This is a genomic window from Stenotrophomonas sp. SAU14A_NAIMI4_5, assembly GCF_003086795.1.
Taxonomy (GTDB): domain Bacteria; phylum Pseudomonadota; class Gammaproteobacteria; order Xanthomonadales; family Xanthomonadaceae; genus Stenotrophomonas.
In genome coordinates this window covers 1,989,056-2,010,827 of the sequence record NZ_CP026003.1, presented here as the reverse complement: position 1 = coordinate 2,010,827, position 21,772 = coordinate 1,989,056, and the positions used below count along the sequence as shown (strand labels likewise).

The window sequence follows — 21,772 nt, the reverse complement described above, 5'->3', positions numbered from 1 at the left end:
ATAGGGCAGACACGATGGCTTTTGTCACGTTTGAAGGGATAGATGGCAGTGGAAAGACGACGCAGGCCAAGCGTCTGGTCGCAGCATTGGGCGAACGCGGCATTGAGGTCGTCGCTGCGAAGGAGCCCGACGGTGGCCATATCGGCCCGGAAATACGGGCAATCCTGGTGAAACAGCGCGCGCGCAGGCTCGACGCCTACGAAGAAATGCTGCTGGTTTCCGCCGCGCGCCATGACCACGTCCGAAGCGTGATTCGCCCAGCGCTTGATGCGGGGTCGTGGGTTGTTTGCGACAGATTCATCGATTCAACGTTCGCTTTCCAGGTCTTCGAGAACACGGTGTCCGAGTTGTTCTCCGATGTCGTTTCGAACCATGTCACCGGCCAGACGCGTCCGGACTTCACCTTCATCCTGGATCTCGATGCCAAGACGGCTTTGCAACGTCGTGATGCAAATGCACCTGCGCGACACAGCGACCCGGCCGAGGCGCATCGCAACTTCGGTCGCATCCGTCGCGGCCTGCTGGAGGCGGCGCGGCGTGATCCGCAGCGCTGCCACGTGATCGACGCCACGGGCAGCGAGGAATGGATCACCGCGCAGATCCTTGATGTGCTGCAGGCCGCCGGCCGACTTCACCCGATCGCAGCCTGATGGCATCAGGCCCGCGCATGTTTGTTGCGCGCATGGATGCGCCAGCACTGCGCGGCGAAGCCGATCACGAACACCACCGCGCAGCCCAGCAACACCTGCAGCACCACCGGTGCCAGCGGCGCGGCGGCAATGGGATGGCCCACCGGCACGCGGGTCAGCGTTTCGTTGGTGCCCGGCACCAGTGACAGCAGGAAGCTGAAGGACAAGGCGAACGTCGACAGGTACGGCGCCAAGCGGCCTAGGAAACGCAGCCGCCCCGCGAACACGCCGCCGAAGGCTATCAGCAGCACGATCACCCCGAACGCATGGCCGGGGTTCAACCCGCCGGTGCTGGAGATGGTGAAGGCCGTCGCGACCGACAGCACCAGGCCCAGCAGGTAGAGCTTGCCCGAGCGCGTGGCCGGGTCGATCGCGCGATGGCGGATGAAGCCATACAGGCCGGCCAAGACCGGGATCAGGCTGACGGCAGTGTGGATCGCGCCGAGGGTGGACAGGGGGTGTGCCATGGGATGTCTCCGAGAATGATTAAACCTACTAGTAGGTAGGATTTAAGGGTAAAAAGAAGGCCCGCGTTGCCGCAGGCCCATCACACAAACCTCAGGCTGCCGCGCTGACCCGCGCGATGGCCAGGCGCGCCAGCGCCGCAAACGTGGCCGCATCACCCAGGCCGCGCGCGGCCAGCATCGCGCCGTGCACCGATGACATGAACGCCTTGGCCTCATCCGCTGCCGAACCCTGCAGCCGCAGCTGGCCGGTCGCCGCGCCCTTCTCCAGGGTCAGCGCCAGCCAGCCACTGAGATCCTCGAAATGGCCGCGCACTTCATCGGCAATCTCGGCCGGAATCATCGGCGCCTCGGCGGCCAGCATCGCGCAGATGCAGAACGAGGACGTGCCGCCGGCAATGCAGCTGGACCAATAATCCACGTAGGCATTGAGCTCCTGCAACGGGTCGCCCAGCTGCCGGTCGAGCAGCGCCAGGCCCTCGCGCGCCTCGGCCCGGTAGAGCACCACCACCGTCCGCACCAGATCCGCCTTGCTGGGGAAGTGGTGATGGATGCTGGCCTTGCTGATGTTCACCCGCGCCGAGACGTCGGCGTAGCTGAAACCGTTGTAGCCGCCGGCTTCCAGCAGCGAACGGGCGTGGGCGAGAATCTCGTGGGCTTTGGGGGAGAGCGGGTCTTTCATGGGGACTCACCCTACTAGTAGGTAGATTCGCTGTCAATCCGCCGGGCATGGCCCGGCGCTACCGGGGGTCGTCGCCTCGCGACCCTGTTGGCTGGGGGTCGTGGCCTCGCCACGCTGTTGGTGGGTGCCGACCGTTGGTCGGCACGCTGTCGGGTCCGCGGGCCATAACTCGATGCTCGCCAGGCATTGCTTTGCGCCACCGAGGGGCCGCGCCGCATTTCCCGCCAGGCATGCCCAGGCGCTACCGGCGTGAGGATGGCGCTCGCGTTTCTTTCACTGGCACGCCACCCCCGCGCACGCAGGATCGAAGCCCCCATCCCGGGCTTTCCAGAAAGGTGTTCTGCAATGGACAAGAATCGTACCGAAGGTGCCAAGAACCAGGTCAAGGGCACGGTGAAGGAAGTGGCCGGCAAGGTCACCGGCAACAAGACGCAGGAACTTGAAGGCAAGGCACAGAAGGGCGTTGGCAAAGTGCAGAGCGCCGTCGGCAAGGCCAAGGATGACGCGCGCCACTGATTCACTGGAATACCGCCGCGCCTCATCACGCGGCTTCCGGGTGCCCTCAATCGAGGGCATCTGCAGCTCCGCCACATGCATCGAGAACTCCCCCGCTGTGACTCCACCGACGACGCAACGCATCCTGCTTGTAGAGGATGACACGGCCATCCGCGAACTTACCGAGGATGTCCTGTCCGAGAGCGGCTACGAGATCACTGCGGTTGGCGATGCAGAAGCGGCGGTTACTGCGCTGTGCAGCGCCGGGTCGTTCGATCTGCTGATCTCGGACATCCGGCTGCCAGGCATGAATGGTTGCGAGCTCGCGCGCCACGCGATGGGCCGTGACCCCGCCCTGCGCGTCCTGCTGATGACCGGCTACGCTGGCCAGTTCGCGGGCGATCCGGAGATCCTGCCCCGCCACATACCCCTGCTGCGCAAGCCGTTCACGCTGCGGGAGCTTCTGAAGTCGGTGCACTCCACGATCTGAATTCCCCTGCCAGCAACCGGTCTACGCGCCGCTCGAGTTCTACGGCAGAGAAGGGTTTGGTCAGAATCTCCATGCCCGCCTCAAGGTGCTCACCGCCCACCGCCGCAAATGCTGCGTAGCCGGTGATGAACAGGACAGGCATCGCCGGTCGCGTCTGCCGACCCGCGTCGGCAACCTGGCGTCCATTCAATGCTCCCGTCAGGCCCACATCGGTCACCAGCAGGTCGAACGAATGGTCAGTCGCCAACAACGAAAGCGCCTCGCTGCCATTCGCCGCTTCGGTCACGTGATGACCCTGCGTGCTCAGGACATCGCGCACCAGCGCCCGGATGGACGCTTCATCCTCAACCAGCAGCACTGAGCGGCCCGAGAGCATTGGCATGGTTGAGGCATCGGCCACGGGCTCGGCGCAGGTCGCCGGCGCGGGGCTGAACTGCGGCAGATAAAGGCTGATCGTGGTGCCCTGCCCCGGCGTGGATTCGACGTCCACCTGCCCGCCCGACTGCCGGGTAAACCCGTAGATCATCGAAAGGCCGAGCCCGGTGCCCTGGCCGATCGGCTTGGTGGTGAAGAACGGTTCGAATACCTTCTCCAGCACGCTGGCATCCATACCGGTCCCGGTATCACACACGGAAAGGCGCACGTACGTCGCTGCGGGCAGTCCAAGCTGCTCACCGCGTGCGCTTGTCACCACCTCGATGTCCGAGGCGATGACCAGCGTTCCGCCTTCGGGCATGGCGTCGCGGGCGTTGATGCAGAGATTGAGCAGGGCGTTCTCAAGCTGCGGCGCATCCACCAGTACGTCATCGCCGCCGTCCTGCAGTCGCGTTTCAATGCCGATCGAAGGCCCGATGGAACGACTGAGAATGTCCAGCATGCCGCTTACCAGCGTGGAAACGCGCACCGACGATGGTGCCAGGGTCTGCCGCCGCGAAAACGCGAGCAGACGTTGGGTCAGTGCCGCAGCCCGGTCGGCGCCACCTCGAGCCATCTCGAGATAACGCTGCAGATCCTCCACGCGTCCCTGCCCCACCCGCAGTTCCAGCAGCTCCAGACCCATCGAAACAGCGGTCAGCATGTTGTTGAAATCGTGCGCGATGCCGCCGGTCAACTGGCCCAGCGATTCCATCTTCTGGCCCTGCCGCAGACGCTCTTCCATGGCCATCAGTTCGGCCGTTCGTGCCTGCACCCGCTCCTCCAGGGTCAGGGTCAACTGTTGCAGACGCTGCTGGGCAATGCGGCGGTCGCTGATGTCAGCCGCTGCACCAAACCACTCCCGTACCTGCCCGTCCTCATCCAGCAGCGGCACGGCACGCATCTGCAACCAGCGAACCTCGCCGTCGGGCATCAGGCTGCGGTGTTCCACCTCCAGCGCCGAACCCGTTTCGCGTGCCTGTTCGATGGCGGCATCCACGGCGTCACGATCGGCAGGATGGATCAACTGATCGCGCCACGACCCGCCGGCCTCGCGAAGGTCCGCGGCGCCGCCCTGGCGATAGATCAGGTTTACCTGCTGCCAGTCGGCAGAAATGGCGTACAGCGACTGCGTTGCTGCAGCAACCAGCGCCCCCAGTCGTCGCTCGCTCTGTACCAGCGCTTCGGAAGCGTGTCGCTCGGCCGTGCGGTCGCGGAATACCACCACATAACCCACGGCCTCGCCTTCATGGCCACGCAGGACCGCCATTGAACCATGTGCCCAGAACCGATCCCCGTCGCGCCGACGCAGCCAGCGCTCACCGCTCAGACCTCCCCGCAACCGCGCCTGGTCCATGTTGTAGCGGAAGCGGCCGGCCAGTCGGTCATCGTCCAGGTAGAGCACCTCTCCATGACGGCCCAGCACTTCGGACTCATGCCAACCGAGTATCTCCTCCGCGCCGCGGTTCCACAGGGTCACCAGACCGTCCATGTCGAAGGCGATGATCGCGTAGTCACGGGCACTGTCCATGATCTGCCGGTGCCGCGCCTCGGTCAGCGAGAGGTGACGCTCAAGCGCCACCTGCGGCGTCAAGTCCAGGCCCTGCACGAAGATGCCGTTGACCCGCCCCGCCTCGTCCTTGCACGGCTGGAACACCACGTCGACGATATGGCGCGGATCGCTGCCGGCCTGCGCGATGCCGCTGTCGTAGGCCACCTTGCGCCCGATGTACGGCTCACCCGTGCGGTAGACCTCATCCAGCAGATGCAGATACCCCTGGTCCAGCACCTCCGGCAACGCCTCGACAATGGGGTGGCCAATCACCTCGCGGTGCCCGATCAGGCTTGCATAGCCCGGATTGACCAGCTCGATGCAATGTTCCGGCCCGGTCAGGAACGCCATGAACAGCGGGGACTTCTCGAACAGCGCGATCAGCCGTTCGTTCTCGCGTGCCAAGCGATCCTGCGCCACCACCATGCCGGTCACTTCCTTGGTCACGCAGAAGGCGCCCGCGACCTTTTCCTCGTCCCCGTACAGCGGGGAGAACGAGAACGTCCACCAGGTGTCTTCCGGCGTCCCATAGCGGTTCATCGCCACCGGCACATTCTCGAAACGCGACCCCTTCCCGGCAAAAGCCTGCTCGATCGGCTCGCGTACTGCAGGCCACGCATCGGCCCAGAGGCTGCGCAGCGGTGCGCCCATCGCTTGGTCCAGGCGCGGCCCCAGGATCGGTGCATAGGCATCGTTGAACAGGAAAACCAGCTCGTCGCCCCAGACCAGGTACATGCTTTCCGGGGAATTGAGCATCAATTCCACCGCACAGCGCAGTGAAGCGGGCCACTGCGCAACGGCCCCAAGGGCTGTCGCCGACCAGTCGTGATGACGGACACGCTCGGCCGCAGCGCCTGCAGCACGGGGGAATACGGGAAAATGGGGCTGCATTTCAATTCCTGGAGAAAAGCGGGAGTCGCAGCACCCCAGGGGCATCCGGCCCGCTGCAGAAAGTGAGACTGTCGACACCAATGTACGGCATCGGGGCGCACGCCGCCGTCAACGGATCCCCCGCGCAGCGCTTGCCCGCAGAACGCGTGAGCAAAGCCTCACGCCTCCCCGAAGGCGGCTCCGTATAGTGACGCGCGTCACATACGAACCCCTTCCATGCTCCGTGCATTTGCGTACTCCAGCCACATGTCGGCTGGCCTTTCCGATGACAAGATCCGCGGCATCATCTCCCAATCGGCCTCGTTCAATCGCGTTGCAGGCGTCACTGGGGCATTGCTCATCAGTGGGCAGCAGTTCTTCCAATACCTCGAGGGCCCCCCGGACGGGCTGACGACCGTCATGCATCGCATTCACGAAAGCCGCTCGCACCACGGCCTGGTGCAGGTGCTGGATGCCCCGATCGAAACGCGTGCGGTGCCCTACTGGGCAATGACCCGGGTCGAAACCGGCCAGACCATCGTCTCCGGCCTGGTCAACGCGCAGTGGGACGAGTTCGGGCGCCGCGCCACCGTGGCCAGCCCCGGCATGGAGCTGCTTGCCTCGCTGCTGCGCCCGCACTTCCCTGCCTTGGGCGGTGCAGCAGCGTAAGCAAGGTTGAGCGCGGCGTCAGGCGGCCTCGCGCCGCCCCAGCGAACCCATCGTGAAGATATAGCCCGCCTCCAGCAGGAAGCCACGCATGCGCTGCTCGGCAGTCCGTGGGCAGGAGATCAGCTCTGGGCCGTACAGGGCGTAGACCCAGTGGTCTTCGCCCAGCTGCTCGCGGCGCACACCCGAACGCGGCGACTGGCAGGCCCAGGTCCACGCCTCGCGCAACCGTTCCGGGCCGATCGATTGCCCATTGCGCAGCCGGAAACTCAGCCAGCGCACCATACCGCCGTTCGATTCTTCCATGCTTCCCCCTCGTGTGAGCAGCCACCCTAGCCGCTCACCCCGTCATGCCGGAGTGAGCACGCTCACGCGTGCGGCAGCTCCCAGAAGTCCACCAGTGGCGCCAGCCCCGGCACCGCACGGCGGTCCTCGCGCACCGTGGGGAAATGCCGCTTCCATTTGCCCGCGGCGATGGCGTGCAGGGCCGACACGTCCACGCTGCGGCAGACCATCGACCAGGTGCGGAAGTAGCGCTCGCTGACCGCTTCATCAAACTGCACCACGACATTGCCATGGCGCGTGGCGGCCTCGATCCGGCTGAAAACCTGGTAGATGGCCTCTTCCGGGCCTTCCAGATACTGGAAGAACCGATGCCCATCGAACAGCAGCACGCCGGTCACCGACAGCGCCTGGTTACGCGCCATGGCATCGATGAGCAGTTCGTCTATCGAATCGGCGGCCAACGGACACGACACGGTGCTCTGGTAGGCCAGCGCACGCAAAGGCAGGGCAGACATGGGGACTTCCGGAAAGGAGAATGACGCGACGTAGAAAGTCGTGCCGGAGGTGGAAACGCGTGCGTCACGTTAACCAGCCGCCTGTGCGGGTCTTGTGACTATCAGCCGACACGCGCGTCCGGTCAGTCCTCAATGCGACGACACATACACCGCATCCACCGGCGCCGGCGGCAGTGCGAAGCTGCGCCGCATCCGCGCCACCTCCGCTGCGGGCGGCAGCGCGAACAATCGCTTGAACTCCCGATTGAACTGCGAGGCACTGGCGTAGCCCACTCCCAGCGCGGCCGCCTCGGCCGTCATGCCCTGGCGCAGCATCAGCAGGCGCGCCTGGTGCAGCCGGGTCGACTTCACGTATTGCATCGGCGAGGTACCGGTGATCGCACGGAAGTGATCGTGGAAGGTCGGCACGCTCATCTCCGCCTCGGCCGCCAACGCGTCCACATCCAGCGCCGTCGCGTAGGCCGCATGGATATGCCGCAGCACCTTGCCGATGCGGCCAAAGCGCCCGCGCATCGCCAGTGCCTCGCGCATCGCGCCACCCTGTGCACCGGTCAGCACGCGGAAATACAGCTCGCGCACCAGCGCCGGGCCGAGCACCGCCGCCTCCAGCGGATCACCCAGCGCCTCCAGCAGACGCAGCACGGTGGCCTGCATCGCCGGCTCCATCGGGCTGGCCATCATGCTCTGCGCCGGTGCTGGCACAGCATCCGCGTGCGCCTCCAGCTCCAGCATCAGCTCCGCGGCCAGCTGCAGGTCCAGGTGCAGGTAGATCGCCAGCAGCGGCGCGTCGGCGCTCGCCTCGGTTTCCATGGTGAACGGCACCGGCACCGACACCGCCAGGTAATGCTGCGCGTCGTACTGGTAGACCTTTGCGCCCATGTAGCCGCGCTTCACGCCCTGGCAGACGATCACGATGCCCGGGTCATACAGCACCGGCGTCCGCGCCAGCGGCCGGTCCGAGCGCAGCAGGCGCACGCCCGGCAGGGCCGTCAGCGTGTAGCCCTCCTGCGTGGCCTGCGCCTGCAGCAGGCCGACCATGCGCGCCTGCAGCGACGGTTCAACAGCGGGCACGGGCACCTCAGAGGAATAGGCAAGAATGACCGAATCCTAGGCCTGGGCCGCCTTCCAGGCAAGCACTAACGTGCAAGTCCCGCAACCGAGACCCATGACCATGGCGACCTCCCGCCTCTTCCTCATCACCGGCGTCAGCAGTGGCTTCGGCCGTGCCCTGGCCGAGCAGGCCCTGCAGGCCGGCCATCGCGTGGTCGGCACCGTGCGCAGCGAAACCGCCCGCAGCGACTTCGAAGCCCTCGCCCCCGGCAAGGCATTCGCGCGCCTCTTGGACGTCACCGATGCCGACGCCATCGATGCCCTCGTCCGCCATATCGAAACCGACATCGGCGCCATCGACGTGCTGGTCAACAACGCCGGTTACGGCCACGAAGGCGTGCTCGAGGAATCGACACTCGCAGATCTGCGCAAGCAGTTCGAGGTGAACGTGTTCGGCCCGGCCGCCCTCATCAAGGCCGTACTGCCGCACATGCGCGCGCGCCGCCGCGGCCACATCCTCAACATCACCTCCATGGGCGGCTTCATCACGATGCCGGGCATCGCCTGGTACTGCGGCAGCAAGTTCGCGCTGGAAGGCATCAGCGAAGTGCTGGCCAAGGAAGTGGCCGGCTTCGGCATCCACGTCACCGCCGTCGCGCCCGGTTCGTTCCGCACCGATTGGGCCGGCCGTTCGATGGTGCGCTCGCCACGCGCGATCGGGGATTACGACGCCCTGTTCGACCCCATCCGCAGCGCGCGCGAGGCCAAGAGCGGGCAGCAGCTGGGCGACCCGTTGAAGGCCGCGCAGGCCATGCTGCAGCTGATCGACAGCTCCGCCCCGCCCGCCCACCTGCTGCTGGGCAGCGATGCGGTGCAGCTGGTGCGCGGCAAGCTGCAGGATCTGGCTGCCGGTATCGAGGCGTGGGAGGGCCTGAGCCGTTCCACCGACGGCTGAGCCGGCTTGGCCGCTGCGCTCGCCGGGCATGGCCCGGCGCTACCGGGGCACGACCCTGTTGGTGGGTGCCGACCGTTGGTCGGCACGCTGCCAGGCCCTTGGTCCACGTGAAGGCCGCGCGCACGGTTCGCCCTCCCCCCGGTTGTAGCCTGAGCGCCTACCAGCAGCCAGGGAGGCGCGAGGGTGAATGCATCGATCCGGCAGGTGAACCTGCAGCGGCTGATCCTCGCGCTCGCCACGCTGTCGGCACTCGTCATGCTGGCCAATACGCTGTGGGCCAGCTACCAGGTGCAGCACCAGCAGCTCGTCGAAAAGAGCCTGGAAGCCAACCGTGTGTACGCCCACTCGCTGGCCCAATCCACCCAGCACTTCGTATTGAACGCGCAGCAGCAGCTCGCGCTTGGAGCCGAGCGGCTCAGTCGTGGCCTCGGCCAACCGACCGCCCATGACGATGAAGTCGAGCGCATCAAGCTGCAGACCGATGCCTTCAACAGCGTCATCGCGGTGAACGCGCAGGGCGTGGTGGTCGGCACTTCGCCCGCGCTGCCGGAACTGCAGGGCAAGGCGCTCACCAGCGCCGCCAACCGCAAGGCCCTGCAGCAACGGCTGCCGATGGTCAGCGATCCGTTCATGGCCCACACGGGGAACCTGGTCGTCACCCTCTCGCACCCGGTGTTCGATGCCGACGGCGAGTACGCCGGCTACATCACCGCCTCCATCCACCTGCGCGACCCGAACGTCCTGCATTCCCTGCTCGGCACGCACCCCTACGAGGATGGTTCGTACCTGTACGTGGTCAGCCGCGATGGCACCGTGCTCTACCACCCCGAGCCGGACCGGGTCGGACAGGCCGCCACCCGCAACGCCGCCGTCGATGCACTCAGCCAAGGCCGCGCCGGCGCACTGCATTCGCACAACAGCCACGGCGTACACATGCTGGCTGGCTTCGCACCGGTGCCCGCTGCCGGCTGGGGCATCGTCGCCCAGCGTCCCATCGAAGCCGCCACCGCGCCCATGGGCAGCCTGTTCGGCACCGTGCTGCGCAATGCCGCGCCGCTCGGCCTGCTGTCGCTGGTCCTCATCTGGCTGTGCTCGCGACGCATCGCCGCGCCGCTGCAGCAGCTGGCCCGGCACGCACAGGAAGGCGATGTCGGCGCCGCCATGTCGCGGGTCAAGGCGGTCAATTCCTGGTATTTCGAAGCCGCCCAGCTGAAGCAGGCGGTGCTGGTCAGCTTCCGCAATCTCAGCGACCGCATCGGCAAGCTCGACCTGGCCGCGCTCACCGATCCCCTCACCCAGCTGCTCAACCGGCGCGGGCTGGAACGCGCGCTCAGCGCGCTCACCGCCTCCGGCGTGCCGTTCGGGGTCATCACCCTCGATGTGGACCACTTCAAGGAGGTGAACGACCGCCACGGCCACGACGCCGGTGACCAGGTCATCGCCGGCGTTGCCCAGAGCATGCGCGCCAACGCCCGCCCGCAGGACGTGCTGTGCCGCCTCGGTGGCGAGGAGTTCCTGGTGCTGCTGCCGGAGGTCACTGCCGAAACCGCGCTGCAGGTGGCCGAGCGCCTGCGCGCCGCCATTGAAGCGCAGGCCTTCCCCAAGGTCGGGCACGTCACCATTTCCGCCGGGGTCAGCCATTACCCGGAAACCCAGGCCAACCCCGATCTGGCCATCCGCCAGGCCGACAAGGCGCTGTACCGGGCCAAGCACGGCGGCCGCAACCGTGCCGTGCTCTACCGCAGTCGCAACCCTCGGCCTGCAGCGCCCTCTTGACGTGGTGCTTGCTGCGTCTACACGGCACCACCGCAATACACCTGCAACTCTGGCTTTGCTCACAGTTCAAGGCATTGCGACGATCTGGCTCCCGCGCTCCCGTTCAACCGGTTAAAGCACATGGCCCCTACCCGCTCTGAAGAACGCATGTCGACATTGGGCAGCCTGGATGCCCTGGATGAGGTTGTCAGCAGTTCACTGGACCGCCTCACCGAGCTGGCCACGCGCCTGTTCCAGACCGAAGTGGCCTTCGTTTCCCTCGTTGAGACTGAACGGCAGCGGATGATCGCGCGGCAGGGCCTGGATGCTGCCGAAATGCAGATCGAGCATTCCATCTGCGCTCACACGATCCGCTCGGCCGACGGCATGGTGGTCGCCGACCTGCGCGCCGACCCTCGCTTCGCGGGCAACCCGCTTGTGGTGAAGCCGCCACATCTTCGGTTCTACGCTGGCGCACCGCTGCTGGCCAAGAATGGCGTAGCCATTGGCGCCCTCTGCGTAATGGACCCGGCAGCCCGAACGTTTTCCGAAGACGACCGCAGGCAGCTTCAGACACTGGCCATTGCGGTCATGAATGAGCTTGAGCTGCGGGTCCTCACGGGCCGCCGCGACCCTGTCAGCGGACTGCCCAACCGTCATCAGTTCGCCCTCGACTACGCCGCCTGGTCGGCACGCGCCCCACAGCGCGTGTGTGTGGCCGTACTGGTAGACGTGCTGGATCTGCCAAGGGCAAATGAAGCTGGGCAGGTGCTGGGCATGGCCCCGCTGGAAGCGCTCATCCGCCGCGCGGGTGCGCGCATCAAGTCTGCCCTGGAAGGCGTCGCCGAGGTCTACCACGTGGGGGTAACCCGGTTTGCATTCGTGTTGAGGAAATCTGACGGTGAGGCTGCCGAGCGGATGGTGAACGAGCTGCAGGGCCGCCTGACCCGCCCCATGCTTGCTGCCGCCGTACCGATGTCCCCGATGTTCCATGCAGGCCTGTGCGAAATCGAACTGGACCGCCACAGCGCCGACGATGTCCTCCGGCGCATGCTGATCGGCCTGCACTGCGCGCACAGCACCGGCGCACCGTTCTGCTGGTACTCAGCCAGCCGGGATGCCGGCTTGAAGCGCGGCTATCGTCTGGCGACCGACGCCGAGCGCGGACTTCTGAATGATGAGTTCTATCTGGTGTACCAGCCGCGCTATCGCGCGCGGGATCTGGTGCCGGTGGCCGCTGAGGTGCTCCTGCGCTGGAACCATCCCGACCTGGGCGCAGTGAGCCCGGCCGAATTCATTCCCGTGTTCGAACGCACTGCACTGATGGAGGTGGTGACCGACTGGGTACTGGACCGTGCATTGACGCAATTGGCCCAGTGGCGTCGGGAAGGGATTTCGATGGTGCTGTCCATCAACCTGTCGCCACGTGATGTTGCACGTGTTGGCATGGCCACCCGCCTACTTGCGCATATCGAGAGGCACGGCCTGCGCTGCCAGGATGTGGAGATCGAAATTACCGAAGGCGAGTGGCTTCGCGCGGATTCCCCGCCCGGCGAGCAACTGAAAGAGCTGGCTGCTGCGGGAGTTCGCCTGGCCGTGGATGATTTCGGCAGTGGCTACAGCAACTTTGGCTACCTCACCGAATTGCCCATCCACACGATCAAGCTGGACAAGTCGATGATCGACGACCTTTCCACGGATACCCGCGCGCAACTGAAGGTGCAGGCAGTCATCAGACTGGCCCAAGGCCTGGGTTACAACACGGTGGGCGAAGGTGCAGAGACCCCTGGGCAGGTGGCCCTGCTGCAGGCGTACGGCTGCGACGAGATCCAGGGCTTTGCGTTGTCACGCCCGGTAAGCGCCACGGACCTGGCCGAACTGCAGACGGTGCCGTACGTTCTGGCATGAGTCATACGCCGGGCTGAACGGGGCTGAGTGCGTTCATCTTCTTCGCACACTGTTGTCGAGGCGAAGCGGGCATGATGGCGGCGTAGCAGCAATGCCCCTTCCACTGGATTCCTTTTGCAGCCGTCTTCCTCTTCGGCCGGATCACCGGCCTCGCCGTCGCGTTCTTTCTTTGAATACCTGGCCGTACGGGCCGGTGAGCAGTGGTTTGCGGTGGATGTCCAGGCCGCCGTCGAGATCCGCGGCCAGGAGACCTTCGACCGCCCTGTGGGCGAAGGCGGGCCCAGGCTGACCGTCCGCGGGGACGCCCTGCGCGTGGCCGATCTGCGCCGCCTCAGCGGGCTGACACCGTTTACCTATACCTGCCCGGCGATGACGCTGGTGCGGGCCGGCGTGGATGTGATCGGCCTGGCCGTGGATGAAGTGGGCGATATCGAAAGCGTGCCACGCAAGCAGCTGCGCGCCGCCAATCCGCTGGGGTATGTGTTCTGCAGCCAGAGCATTGCCATGGCCGACAACGGCGAGATCCCGCTGATCGACCCCGCCCTGCTGATCGCAGCACCGTAGCGCCGAGCCCACCCGGTAGCGCCGGGCCATGCCCGGCGAGCACAGCGGCCCGGCACCGCCGGCAGCCCACGAGCAACCAACGACATCACCACACCCACCATCGGCATGCCCCACACCGGCCGTACCGATGACCGCGTTTCCCCCGGCCAGCACCCGGAACGCATCACCGCCATCGTTTCGCAGAATGGCAACGCCTATGAAGAAGGCCTGGGCGAACTGTGGGAACCGATCAATCGCTACTGGAGCGCGCCGACCGCAGCCAACCGCGATGCACTGCGCGGCATGTTCACCCCGGAAAGCATCCAGTGGCAGTACACCCACGGCGCGCCGGATGCGATGCGCATCGCGCCGGAAACCTACACGCTGGACAACGAGCGCCTGGCGCGCCCGGGCAATCTGGATATCCAGCTGGACCTGATGCTGGATTACCGCACCAATGTCGTGATGTACCCGCAGCTGCAGAAGTACTTCCGCGACCGCAAGCCGCCGCTGCTGGCGGTGTGGGGGCGGAACGATGCGATCTTCATTCCGGCCGGTGCCGAAGCGGTCAAGCGCGATCTGCCGAAGGCGGAGGTGCGTTTCTATGACACCGGGCATTTCGCGTTGGAAAGCCATGTGCAGGAGATTGGGCCGGTGATCCGCGCGTTCCTGGATGCGAATCCGTAAGGGCCGTTTGCGCGGGCCACGTTCGCGCCTGCGTGCGCCAACTTCGCGCTTCGCCCGACCAACCCTCTGCTAGCGCCGGGCCATGCCCGGCGAGCGCAGCGGCCGCATGACGCATCCGGCACGACAAATCGGCCGGATGCGTCACGTCGTTCTACGCATCGGGTCGCCCACACGTTCGGCCGGAATGCTTCATACAACGACTGGTAAGCGAGAAGCGTCACGCGCCTCACTCCAATGCGGGCCGTTTGCGGCATTGCATGTCGTCTGCACGAGTGCCTGGTCGCGCCCGCGTCATCCCTTGTCGCTTCCGCCATTGCCGGTGCGTGCGACACTCTTTCCCGCTCTCTCGATTCATCCGCACGTTTCGGATTTTTCTCATTGAAGCGAACGTGCATGCGTAAACATCATGGCGCGCCACCGACAACGGGTGGCCGGGTCTGCAAACCCGTGTGGCAAAAGCGACTGCTGTTTGCGCTTGCCCGTCGGCACCGACCGGAAACCGGTGCCGGCGGGCAATCCGTCGGCCTGTATGGCGGGCGGTGCGTGGGGGTCCACGGACCCACCGGTCTATTTCGCTTAGCTACCCGGTTTGCAGCCACGCACCGTCCGCCACCCGCTTCCGCGCGGTGGCGCTGTTAAGTACAGCCACGGAAGCCGACGCCATGAGCACCCGCAAGAACCCGCCCTTCTCCGTCGATGACTCGATCAACGACGACAACAACCCCTCCTCCGACCTCAGCACCTTCCAGGGCTGCCTCAAGCGCATCCGCGATGGCGAAGGCTCCGATGGAATGTTGTGGCCGGAAGAGAACCTCTCCGAAGGGCGGCGGCAGTCGCTGGCCCGGATTGATCGCGCGGCCGTGGCGATCCTCACAGCCGTCGAAATGCTGCACGCAGCAAGCCGCTGCGAGTCAGTAGCCACGCCCAACCGTCACCTGGACGAAGGCGTGGTTGAGGGACTGTTCTTTGCCTGCCGGGAGCTGGCCGAACTGGTTTGCAGGGAAGTCAGGCCCGCCTGACGCCGCCGCGCTGCGCGCTCGCGGGGCATGGCCCCGCGCTACCACCCTGCCCCGGTAGCGCCGGGCCATGCCCGGCGGGGAATCAAACATCCCGCGCAGCCACGCTTAGCGTGCGGTCCAACCACCATCCATCGGAAGCGCCGTGCCCGTCATCTGCGCCGCGGCGTCCGACGCCAGAAACACCACCATCTCCCCAAGCTGCTCCGGCGTAACAAATTGCAAGGACGGCTGCACTTTGGCTGCCCAAACGTTGACGCTACCTGTTTGCATCTACTTGTACATCACCATCCTCGTGGAGACTTGTACCAAGCGGGCGATGCAGGTGATTCAGAAAACGGGAGCTGCCGGTCCACTAGGTGCGCGTGCTCTCGCTCGATGCGTAGCAAATGACGCTCAGCATGCGGGAAAGAGACCTCAATCCTTCAGAGCCATCACCGATCACCTGTTGGTGGACATTGCAAGTACGTGGAATTTCCGCTAAATCATCCTAGTAAGAAAGCTTACGAGTCTTTTCCCTTGTTTGCCGATGGAGTGTCTTGCGCTGCAGGACGCTGGCCAGCAGGCAGCTGTTTCTAGGATGAGCAAACCATGTGCGACCTACCCATTGCCGACGCAATATTCTCTGCCATCCTGAACAATGACATGGCCGCGATCGGCGCCATCGAAGAGCGCCGCTCCGGGGAATGTGCGTACATTCGCACCGTACTCTGCACCGACGCTCCGGGTGCGGTTGACTTGGATCTCGGACTGGGCGCTTCTTCAAGCCAGTACGTGACCCCGTTCTTCAAGGGACCGCGTGCACTTTTCCTATCAGCAGGAACCGCCATCGACGCCCGACTAAACGGCGGCAGCTCCAGTGTCCAAATCGATTTCTCGCTCAGCTTTGATTCCAATTTCGCGGAGAAGCTTCGGGCGGTTGTTGCTGGCGAGAACATCCAGCAAGTCGAACGCGACAGGGTCGTCGAAATTCTCATGCTGAAGGCTCAAAACAACCGTGTCCAATTCGATGTAATGCCCTTTCTTATAGAGAACACGCGACTAGTCCGGGAGGATCCTTCCAATGGGCGCCCATTGAATACACTGATCGCATTCCGCATGCTCGACCACCTCGATTGGGACGCCTTGCGACGTGATGCCAGCCAGCTCGTCTTCGACACCCCGCCGCAGAATCTGAGGGACCGGCTCAGATCCGAAGCCGATGCGTTCCTGCTCGAACTGCAGAGCAGTGAGGAGATAGCGCGTCTTGAAGCCAACAGCATTCGAACGCGTGCGTTGCTACTACGTTTCGCTCGACTCTGGCACGGGCCCGGCACAAGAGACAAGGGCCGAATACTGGGCGAGCTTCTCCATTTTTGCATTGACACCCTAGGGTCGATATCACTAACCGAGCTGCATCTGATCTGGAGTGGCATGATCACCAATCAGGGCTCCCCATTCTTCGGGCCAATCATTGGGAAATCTGCTGGAATGCTGCAGAAGATTCGCGGCATGGCCTGGGACATGACGTTGCTACGCGCAATGGAGAAGACCGCTACTAAGAATGAGGGAGATACATTTTTTATCCCCTATTTCGTGTCGCTCGATCGGCGTTGGCGCGATCTGCTTCGTCTAACTCCCGTAAGTATGATGGTGATGGATGATGAAAATCGTCGTGTACTCTTCGCCAGAATTGACGAACTGGATTTTCAACGTGCTCTCGGAAATTGCGCCCCAGCCGCACTGCAATCAGAGATGGCACCCGAAAAGGTCGAGGCGCGCCGCACATCTGCGCGAAACGTCGATCTCGGAACAGTACAACGGCTCGCCGAAGAAGAAGAGCGCCACTGTGTGGCACTGGGATTGACTTGATTGCGCGCAGAAAGGATCCGGGCCCTGAAAGAGCGCCTGGATACGCCGCCCTAGGCTGGCTGAACCGATAGCCGGTTCAGCCAGGCGCAACGCTGCGTCGTGTGAAATCACGCCGCGACAGGTCAAAGGCAGCGGCCTACTAGCGCACCCGTTATCGCGCTGTCCAACCACCATCCATCGGAAGCGCCGTGCCCGTCATCTGAGCCGCAGCATCCGACGCTAGAAACACCACCATTTCCCCAAGCTGATCCGGCGTCACGAACTGCAGCGAAGGCTGCTTTTCAGCCAGCAGCTCACGGGCGGCCGACTCCTGGTCGGTTCCCTCCCGCTTCGCCAGCGCAGTGATCTGCTTCTCAACCAGCGGGGTCCGCACCCACCCCGGGCAGATGGCATTGGCCGTGATGCCCGTGCCCGCGTTCTCCAACCCGGTCACCTTGGTAAACCCAACCACGCCATGCTTGGCCGCCACATACGCCGACTTGTTCACTGAGCCCACCAGGCCGTGCGCCGACGCGATGTTGATGATGCGGCCCCATCCCTGCTGCTTCATGTGCGGCAAGGCCGCCGCCGTTGCATGGAACACCGCCGACAGATTCAGCGCCAGGATCGCATCCCACTTCTCGACGGGGAATTCCTCGATCGAGGCGGTGTGCTGAATGCCCGCGTTGTTCACCAGGATGTCGATGCGGCCCATCGTAGCAACGGTGTGGGCGATCATCTCCCGCACAGCCTCGCCAAGCGAAAGATCGGCGCCGTCATGCGCCACCCGTACACCGAACTCGGTCTCCAGGCTGGAGCGGATGCGTTCGATGTCCTGCGCATCGCCGAAGCCATTCAGCACGATGTCGGCACCTTGCCTCGCCAAAGCGGTCGCGATGCCAAGACCGATACCGCTGGTGGAGCCAGTAACTACCGCGACCTTTCCAGAGAACATGGGGGAGATTCCTTAGGACGGAGGCCCAAGTGTAGATCCACGCCACGCGTGGATGGTCCTGCTCAGCGCCCCATCACTTCAGCCGCTCAACCAACCGCTGCCCCACTTCCTGCGCCGAAGCCGGGTTCTGCCCAGTGATCAACTCGCGATCCACCACCACGTGGCCGGTCCACGGCGTGGTGTTGCTGCTGAAGCGCGCACCCGCCCGCTCCAACCCCGTCTGCGGGTAGAACTTCATCTCACCGCCGCCCAGCATCGGCTTGGCCTGCTCTTCTTCCTGGTTGCTGATCACCGTCATCTGATAACCGCTGTAGATCCACTTCGGTGTAGTGGGCTTGGCTCCCGCTTCCAGCTTCGCTACGATCGAGCGACACCAGCAGCCAAGTCACATGCGCGTCCGGGGTGAATAGGCGCGCCACGGGCAGCGGGTCGAGCCGCTGTCTAGCGGCGAGCGCCGCGCCGTGAGCCAGCAGCCGGGCGCGTTCATCAGCGGTGACAAGCGGCAGGGTCATAGGCAGCTTCTCCGCTTAACCGAGGATGCACGGATGCGCTTTGGTGTCGAAGCGCAGAACCGCCGAAACGCATCCGTGCATTTGTGTGGAAGCACGGATGCGCAAACCATCGCATCCGCAGAAGAACAGAAGCGCCGAGGCGGAATTGCCAGAAGCCGGAAAGACACGGATGCGATTCCCCGGTTCTGTCGGAATCCGTAGATGCGGATCTCCGTAAAAGCACGAAAGCGGCCTTTCAGCCACGAATGAACACTATAGATTGAAGCTCTATAGGGCGCAACGAGCTGTCATCTTGGTTTTTATGGGGAAACCAAGTTAGTGACAGCAAAGCACTCATTGGCAACGGCAATACGGACAGTCAGGAAGGCGCGAGGCTTGAGCCAGGAAGCGTTCTCCGACGTGTCCAGTCGCACCTATATGAGTACGCTGGAACGCGACTTGAAAAGTCCGACTCTGCACAAGCTGACCGAGCTGTGCGAGGTCATGGAAGTGCATCCGCTGACGCTGTTGACGCTGGCCTACGCCGGCGACGACGCGCATAAGTTCGATGAACTGCTGGCGCAGGTGCGCCAGGAGTTCGAGGCTGTTTTGAAGGAACGCGACGCTCCCTAGTGCGTTTGGATTCCGCGGGTGGTGCGCACAGGCCGACAGGCACTAAGGCTTGAAGGATTGACGCCAAGCGGACGTGACGCCACGGCACGGCTCATAAGCATGGCGAGGTATCGCGCCAACATGAGGCTAGATAAACGCTCCCCTTATTTTGGTTCCATTTCAACAAGCGATTTTATCTTTGTGAGCGAATCATGAATTTTCTCAAAAAGACTATCATAAATTATTTCGTGAGACGCATTCGATGCGTCGATGAAAAGTCTTTCGTTTATTGTCTTGGTTTTTGTCATTACTGTTTCTTGAGACTGCAAGTGACAAACATTTATTCTGTAGTCATAAAGCACAAAGAATGGCGACATTATTGCTCGTGCTTCAGTTTGGTTAGATAGATTCTCAATAACACCCTGAAGTAACTTCAGCCCGCGTGCTCCAGGCGCAATTTTGACATCACGAGAAACTAGAAACTCTTTTAGGAAATCTTCGTTTAGTGATTCAATAAATATTCGATTAAGTGATTCGACAACTGGCGCCACATGTCGATCTTTCCAAAAAATCGGTTTCTGCAACCCTGCAATAGTTACTCCAATCTCATTCGGAAGTTTATAAAGGCTATTGCCATAAAGGATTTTTACTTTATCGGAGATTTCCCGCCTTAAATTCAGGCAGATATTCTCGATGGCGCCCTCTGACCAATGATTTTCAATTTGCGCATCAAAAAAGTCAGAGTGAATATCAAATGCAGAAGGAATATTCTCCGAAAGCAAATATTGCTGCTCTTTGATTGGCAGTTTATCAATGTCGCCAAGCCACATAATTACCTGTTTGCTGGCATTGACGCCAAATGATATTTGCCATTCATCGCCCTGGGCTATGCTGCCGTATGTTCCCGAAAATATATCAATTGTGTATTTGGGATTTTGAGTGTACTTGTTTAAGACTTCATTATTGAAATACACAGGAGCAAGAAATCCGTCGTGGCTGAAGTCACTCCCCAGCCCCGGTATGGAAAGATACTCAAGGTTAGAGTATTCAAATTGAACAGAATGGCAAAAATTGTCGAATCGCTTGTTTTGTATGTGAGGTGGCGGCGCGATTCCGTCAATAGATGACTTCCCGTCCTTCTTGGCTATTTCAACAAGCTTTTCTAGTACGACATCGGTAAATGGAGTTTTATAAAGTTTGCTGTCGCGGCCATCACGCAAATACGGCATCCCCTTTGTTCTAACAACAACACCATTAAAGCTGTCCTCTACCTCGTCAAATGTCAATTCCAAATTTTGTCCATCGTCAGTTTTATAAGAATCAATTCGTTCTATCATAAGTTGCAATCCGTTTAATATGCTGTTGAAGATGGATAACTTGCCGCCCAGTACCTTGGTGCATCATTTGAGGGGGTTCGAGACGATCACTTTACAGCCAGTTATCACACCTAGCAGCAAGAATAGGAAGCGGCAGGGGCTGCTCCTGCCGCCTTGAAGTTCAGGCCTTCAACTGGCGCAGGCCATCGGCCAGCATCCAGAGAGCACGGTTGAGGCGCACATCGGAATCAATGCCCTGCACGGGGCGGGTCTGCTGGCGGCGTCCGTTGGCACTGCGGCCATGCAATCCGCCTTTGGTCAGGTTTTCCTGCGTGCGATTGAACACGCTCCACAAGTCCGGGCGGCGGTCATCGAACCGGCGCGGCATCAGGACTTGCGATTCGGTGATGGGCGCGGGGGCCCTGTTGCCACCGTCTTTCCTGAGTTCATCACCCGCGGCCAAAGGAGCACGCGGACGGGGCCGTCAAGGAAAGGAAACAAGCGCAGGGTTGGTGCGGCCCGCAGGCGCAGCCGAGGACACGACCCTGCGCGCCTTGAAGGCACACAGACGCGGGCTACAGGCGCGGACAAGGTGATGAAGTCAGGAGAGACGGCTGGACATGGCAACGGCCGCCTCGATGTGCAGACCGCACGCAAGCGAAGCGCGCAGGCCCGGAGCTGGAACCCGGGCCGGAGGCGTCAGCGATGAGGAAGGCTGGCGAATGCCAGTCCCGTCAGGGATAAGCGGATAGCGAACCTGGAGCAGCGCGATCCGCGAAGCGGAGACGCACAATTTATTCGTTTATTCTCTACGCTTGATATGCGCAACTTGCACTCGATGAAGGGGAAAAAATGAAGATGATGCTGGCCAGTGAACTTCATGCAGGCGATGTTCTGCTTTGCTACAAAGATGCAAAAATCGACCCAATTGGTAAAGGCATCAACCGAGTAACAAACAGCGAATACACGCACGCTGCGATTTGCATTAGCTCCGGCACTGCGGCAGAGGCAACGGTTCGAGGTGGGGTGTCCAAGGTTGAGATTGAAGACCTCATCAAACGGTACGATCATGTCGCGGTATTCCGTCAACCTGATGCGTGGCAACCTCCAGAGCGCGTGCAAGCCGCAAATGCATTTATAGATTCCATCGTGGCCTCTGGAGCTAAATACAACTTGCGCGACGTAGTAACTTTCAAAAAAAGAAATGAGATTCACCAGCTATCGCTTACCGACCAGCTCCATGCGTACTTCAACGGAACCTACGCTCCAGCGCCAGTCGAGAAAGGTAGTTATTTCTGCTCTGAGCTTGTGGCAAGCTGCTTTGTCGTCACCGGCTTCTTAGATCCTAGCGCAGCCGTCGTCTACAAATCAGATCTCACTTCGCCTGGTGCATTAGGGAGAGATCCAACTTTCGGAACGTTCTGCGGTTATGTTTCGACCGTGCCAAATTACTCGGTTCCGGCTACGGATGAGTTTATCAACCACTCGACATTCAATGAGATATTCGGCAGTGGCGCATAACAGCGAGGTTC

The 21,772-nt window shown here is 62.6% G+C and carries 21 protein-coding genes and 4 pseudogenes; 13 read left to right on the top strand and 12 right to left on the bottom strand.

Annotated features, from left to right (window positions below; genetic code table 11):
- The first annotated feature begins 14 nt into the window (after positions 1–14).
- On the top strand, positions 15–650 hold the full coding sequence (gene tmk, locus C1925_RS09525; protein WP_159097506.1) for a dTMP kinase: 636 nt from the start codon (positions 15–17) through the stop codon (positions 648–650).
- A gap of 5 nt (positions 651–655) precedes the next feature.
- Here the strand turns inward: tmk and C1925_RS09520 are convergent, their stop codons facing one another.
- On the bottom strand, positions 656–1,156 hold the full coding sequence (locus C1925_RS09520; RefSeq protein WP_108768655.1) for a hypothetical protein: 501 nt from the start codon (positions 1,154–1,156) through the stop codon (positions 656–658).
- Between the two features lie 91 nt (positions 1,157–1,247).
- Positions 1,248–1,835 (bottom strand): TetR/AcrR family transcriptional regulator, encoded by a 588-nt coding sequence (locus tag C1925_RS09515; protein WP_108768654.1) that lies wholly within the window; start codon positions 1,833–1,835, stop codon positions 1,248–1,250.
- Positions 1,836–2,180: 345 nt separating this feature from the next.
- Here C1925_RS09515 and C1925_RS09510 point away from each other — a divergent pair, with 345 nt between their 5' ends.
- Both C1925_RS09510 and C1925_RS09505 read left to right on the top strand, forming a co-directional pair.
- Positions 2,181–2,351 carry a CsbD family protein gene (locus tag C1925_RS09510; protein ID WP_079221650.1) on the top strand — a complete coding sequence of 57 codons (171 nt, stop codon included), beginning with the start codon at positions 2,181–2,183 and terminating at the stop codon, positions 2,349–2,351.
- Positions 2,352–2,475: 124 nt separating this feature from the next.
- On the top strand, positions 2,476–2,820 hold the full coding sequence (locus C1925_RS09505; protein ID WP_174213539.1) for a response regulator: 345 nt from the start codon (positions 2,476–2,478) through the stop codon (positions 2,818–2,820).
- On the opposite strand, the gene C1925_RS09500 is transcribed toward C1925_RS09505, so the two are convergent.
- On the bottom strand, positions 2,777–5,677 hold the full coding sequence (locus tag C1925_RS09500; protein ID WP_174213504.1) for a PAS domain S-box protein: 2,901 nt from the start codon (positions 5,675–5,677) through the stop codon (positions 2,777–2,779). The genes C1925_RS09505 and C1925_RS09500 overlap by 44 nt on opposite strands.
- Positions 5,678–5,893: 216 nt before the next feature.
- On the opposite strand from C1925_RS09500, the gene C1925_RS09495 reads away from it, so the two are divergent.
- Positions 5,894–6,325, top strand: coding sequence for a BLUF domain-containing protein (locus C1925_RS09495; RefSeq protein ID WP_108768651.1), 432 nt, complete (start codon positions 5,894–5,896; stop codon positions 6,323–6,325).
- 18 nt (positions 6,326–6,343) lie between these two features.
- On the opposite strand, the gene C1925_RS09490 is transcribed toward C1925_RS09495, so the two are convergent.
- The 3 genes from C1925_RS09490 to C1925_RS09480 form a co-directional block, all read right to left on the bottom strand.
- The gene (locus C1925_RS09490; RefSeq protein WP_174213503.1) at positions 6,344–6,628 is read right to left on the bottom strand and encodes a hypothetical protein; all 285 of its coding nucleotides are present in this window, start codon (positions 6,626–6,628) and stop codon (positions 6,344–6,346) included.
- 62 nt (positions 6,629–6,690) lie between these two features.
- Positions 6,691–7,122 carry a BLUF domain-containing protein gene (locus C1925_RS09485; protein ID WP_108768650.1) on the bottom strand — a complete coding sequence of 144 codons (432 nt, stop codon included), beginning with the start codon at positions 7,120–7,122 and terminating at the stop codon, positions 6,691–6,693.
- Between the two features lie 129 nt (positions 7,123–7,251).
- Complete coding sequence (locus C1925_RS09480) at positions 7,252–8,193, bottom strand: AraC family transcriptional regulator (protein ID WP_254051417.1); 942 nt, start codon at positions 8,191–8,193, stop codon at positions 7,252–7,254.
- A 100-nt stretch (positions 8,194–8,293) separates the two neighbouring features.
- Here C1925_RS09480 and C1925_RS09475 point away from each other — a divergent pair, with 100 nt between their 5' ends.
- The 6 genes from C1925_RS09475 to C1925_RS09450 all read left to right on the top strand — a co-directional run bounded on the left by C1925_RS09475 (position 8,294) and on the right by C1925_RS09450 (position 15,039).
- A complete protein-coding gene (locus C1925_RS09475) occupies positions 8,294–9,127 on the top strand; it encodes an oxidoreductase (RefSeq protein ID WP_108770665.1) in 834 nt (277 codons plus the stop codon).
- A gap of 183 nt (positions 9,128–9,310) precedes the next feature.
- A complete protein-coding gene (locus C1925_RS09470; protein WP_254051416.1) occupies positions 9,311–10,903 on the top strand; it encodes a sensor domain-containing diguanylate cyclase in 1,593 nt (530 codons plus the stop codon).
- 120 nt (positions 10,904–11,023) lie between these two features.
- On the top strand, positions 11,024–12,790 hold the full coding sequence (locus tag C1925_RS09465; RefSeq protein WP_254051415.1) for a sensor domain-containing phosphodiesterase: 1,767 nt from the start codon (positions 11,024–11,026) through the stop codon (positions 12,788–12,790).
- Between the two features lie 114 nt (positions 12,791–12,904).
- Entirely contained in the window at positions 12,905–13,354 is a 450-nt protein-coding gene (locus C1925_RS09460) for a chemotaxis protein CheW (RefSeq protein ID WP_108768647.1), read from the top strand.
- Positions 13,355–13,459: 105 nt separating this feature from the next.
- On the top strand, positions 13,460–14,020 hold the full coding sequence (locus C1925_RS09455) for an alpha/beta fold hydrolase (RefSeq protein ID WP_108768646.1): 561 nt from the start codon (positions 13,460–13,462) through the stop codon (positions 14,018–14,020).
- Positions 14,021–14,682: 662 nt separating this feature from the next.
- Positions 14,683–15,039, top strand: a complete 357-nt coding sequence (locus C1925_RS09450) for a hypothetical protein (protein ID WP_108768645.1) — start codon at positions 14,683–14,685, stop codon at positions 15,037–15,039.
- Positions 15,040–15,144: 105 nt separating this feature from the next.
- On the opposite strand, the pseudogene C1925_RS09445 reads toward C1925_RS09450, so the two are convergent.
- Positions 15,145–15,279: pseudogene (locus C1925_RS09445) on the bottom strand (SDR family oxidoreductase); the annotation flags it as partial.
- A gap of 348 nt (positions 15,280–15,627) precedes the next feature.
- Between C1925_RS09445 and C1925_RS09440 the strand changes: the two are divergent.
- Complete coding sequence (locus tag C1925_RS09440) at positions 15,628–16,887, top strand: hypothetical protein (RefSeq protein WP_108768644.1); 1,260 nt, start codon at positions 15,628–15,630, stop codon at positions 16,885–16,887.
- A gap of 151 nt (positions 16,888–17,038) precedes the next feature.
- On the opposite strand, the gene C1925_RS09435 is transcribed toward C1925_RS09440, so the two are convergent.
- From C1925_RS09435 to C1925_RS21285, 3 genes and pseudogenes are all read right to left on the bottom strand, one after another.
- Positions 17,039–17,821: a 3-hydroxybutyrate dehydrogenase gene (locus tag C1925_RS09435; RefSeq protein WP_108768643.1), complete on the bottom strand. Its 783-nt coding sequence runs from the start codon at positions 17,819–17,821 to the stop codon at positions 17,039–17,041.
- Between the two features lie 73 nt (positions 17,822–17,894).
- A pseudogene (locus C1925_RS21290) lies at positions 17,895–18,182 on the bottom strand (type 1 glutamine amidotransferase domain-containing protein); the annotation flags it as partial.
- Positions 18,175–18,333 (bottom strand): annotated as a pseudogene (locus C1925_RS21285) (DUF2958 domain-containing protein); the annotation flags it as partial. The pseudogenes C1925_RS21290 and C1925_RS21285, both read right to left, overlap by 8 nt.
- A gap of 318 nt (positions 18,334–18,651) precedes the next feature.
- On the opposite strand from C1925_RS21285, the gene C1925_RS09420 reads away from it, so the two are divergent.
- A complete protein-coding gene (locus C1925_RS09420) occupies positions 18,652–18,945 on the top strand; it encodes a helix-turn-helix transcriptional regulator (RefSeq protein WP_108768641.1) in 294 nt (97 codons plus the stop codon).
- Between the two features lie 143 nt (positions 18,946–19,088).
- On the opposite strand, the gene C1925_RS20945 is transcribed toward C1925_RS09420, so the two are convergent.
- Together C1925_RS20945 and C1925_RS09415 are read right to left on the bottom strand one after the other, a co-directional pair.
- Positions 19,089–20,261 (bottom strand): hypothetical protein, encoded by a 1,173-nt coding sequence (locus C1925_RS20945; protein WP_159097505.1) that lies wholly within the window; start codon positions 20,259–20,261, stop codon positions 19,089–19,091.
- 160 nt (positions 20,262–20,421) lie between these two features.
- Positions 20,422–20,658 (bottom strand): annotated as a pseudogene (locus tag C1925_RS09415) (DUF932 domain-containing protein); the annotation flags it as partial.
- Positions 20,659–21,092: 434 nt separating this feature from the next.
- Between C1925_RS09415 and C1925_RS09410 the strand changes: the two are divergent.
- Positions 21,093–21,761, top strand: coding sequence for a hypothetical protein (locus tag C1925_RS09410; RefSeq protein ID WP_108768640.1), 669 nt, complete (start codon positions 21,093–21,095; stop codon positions 21,759–21,761).
- Positions 21,762–21,772 lie beyond the last annotated feature (11 nt).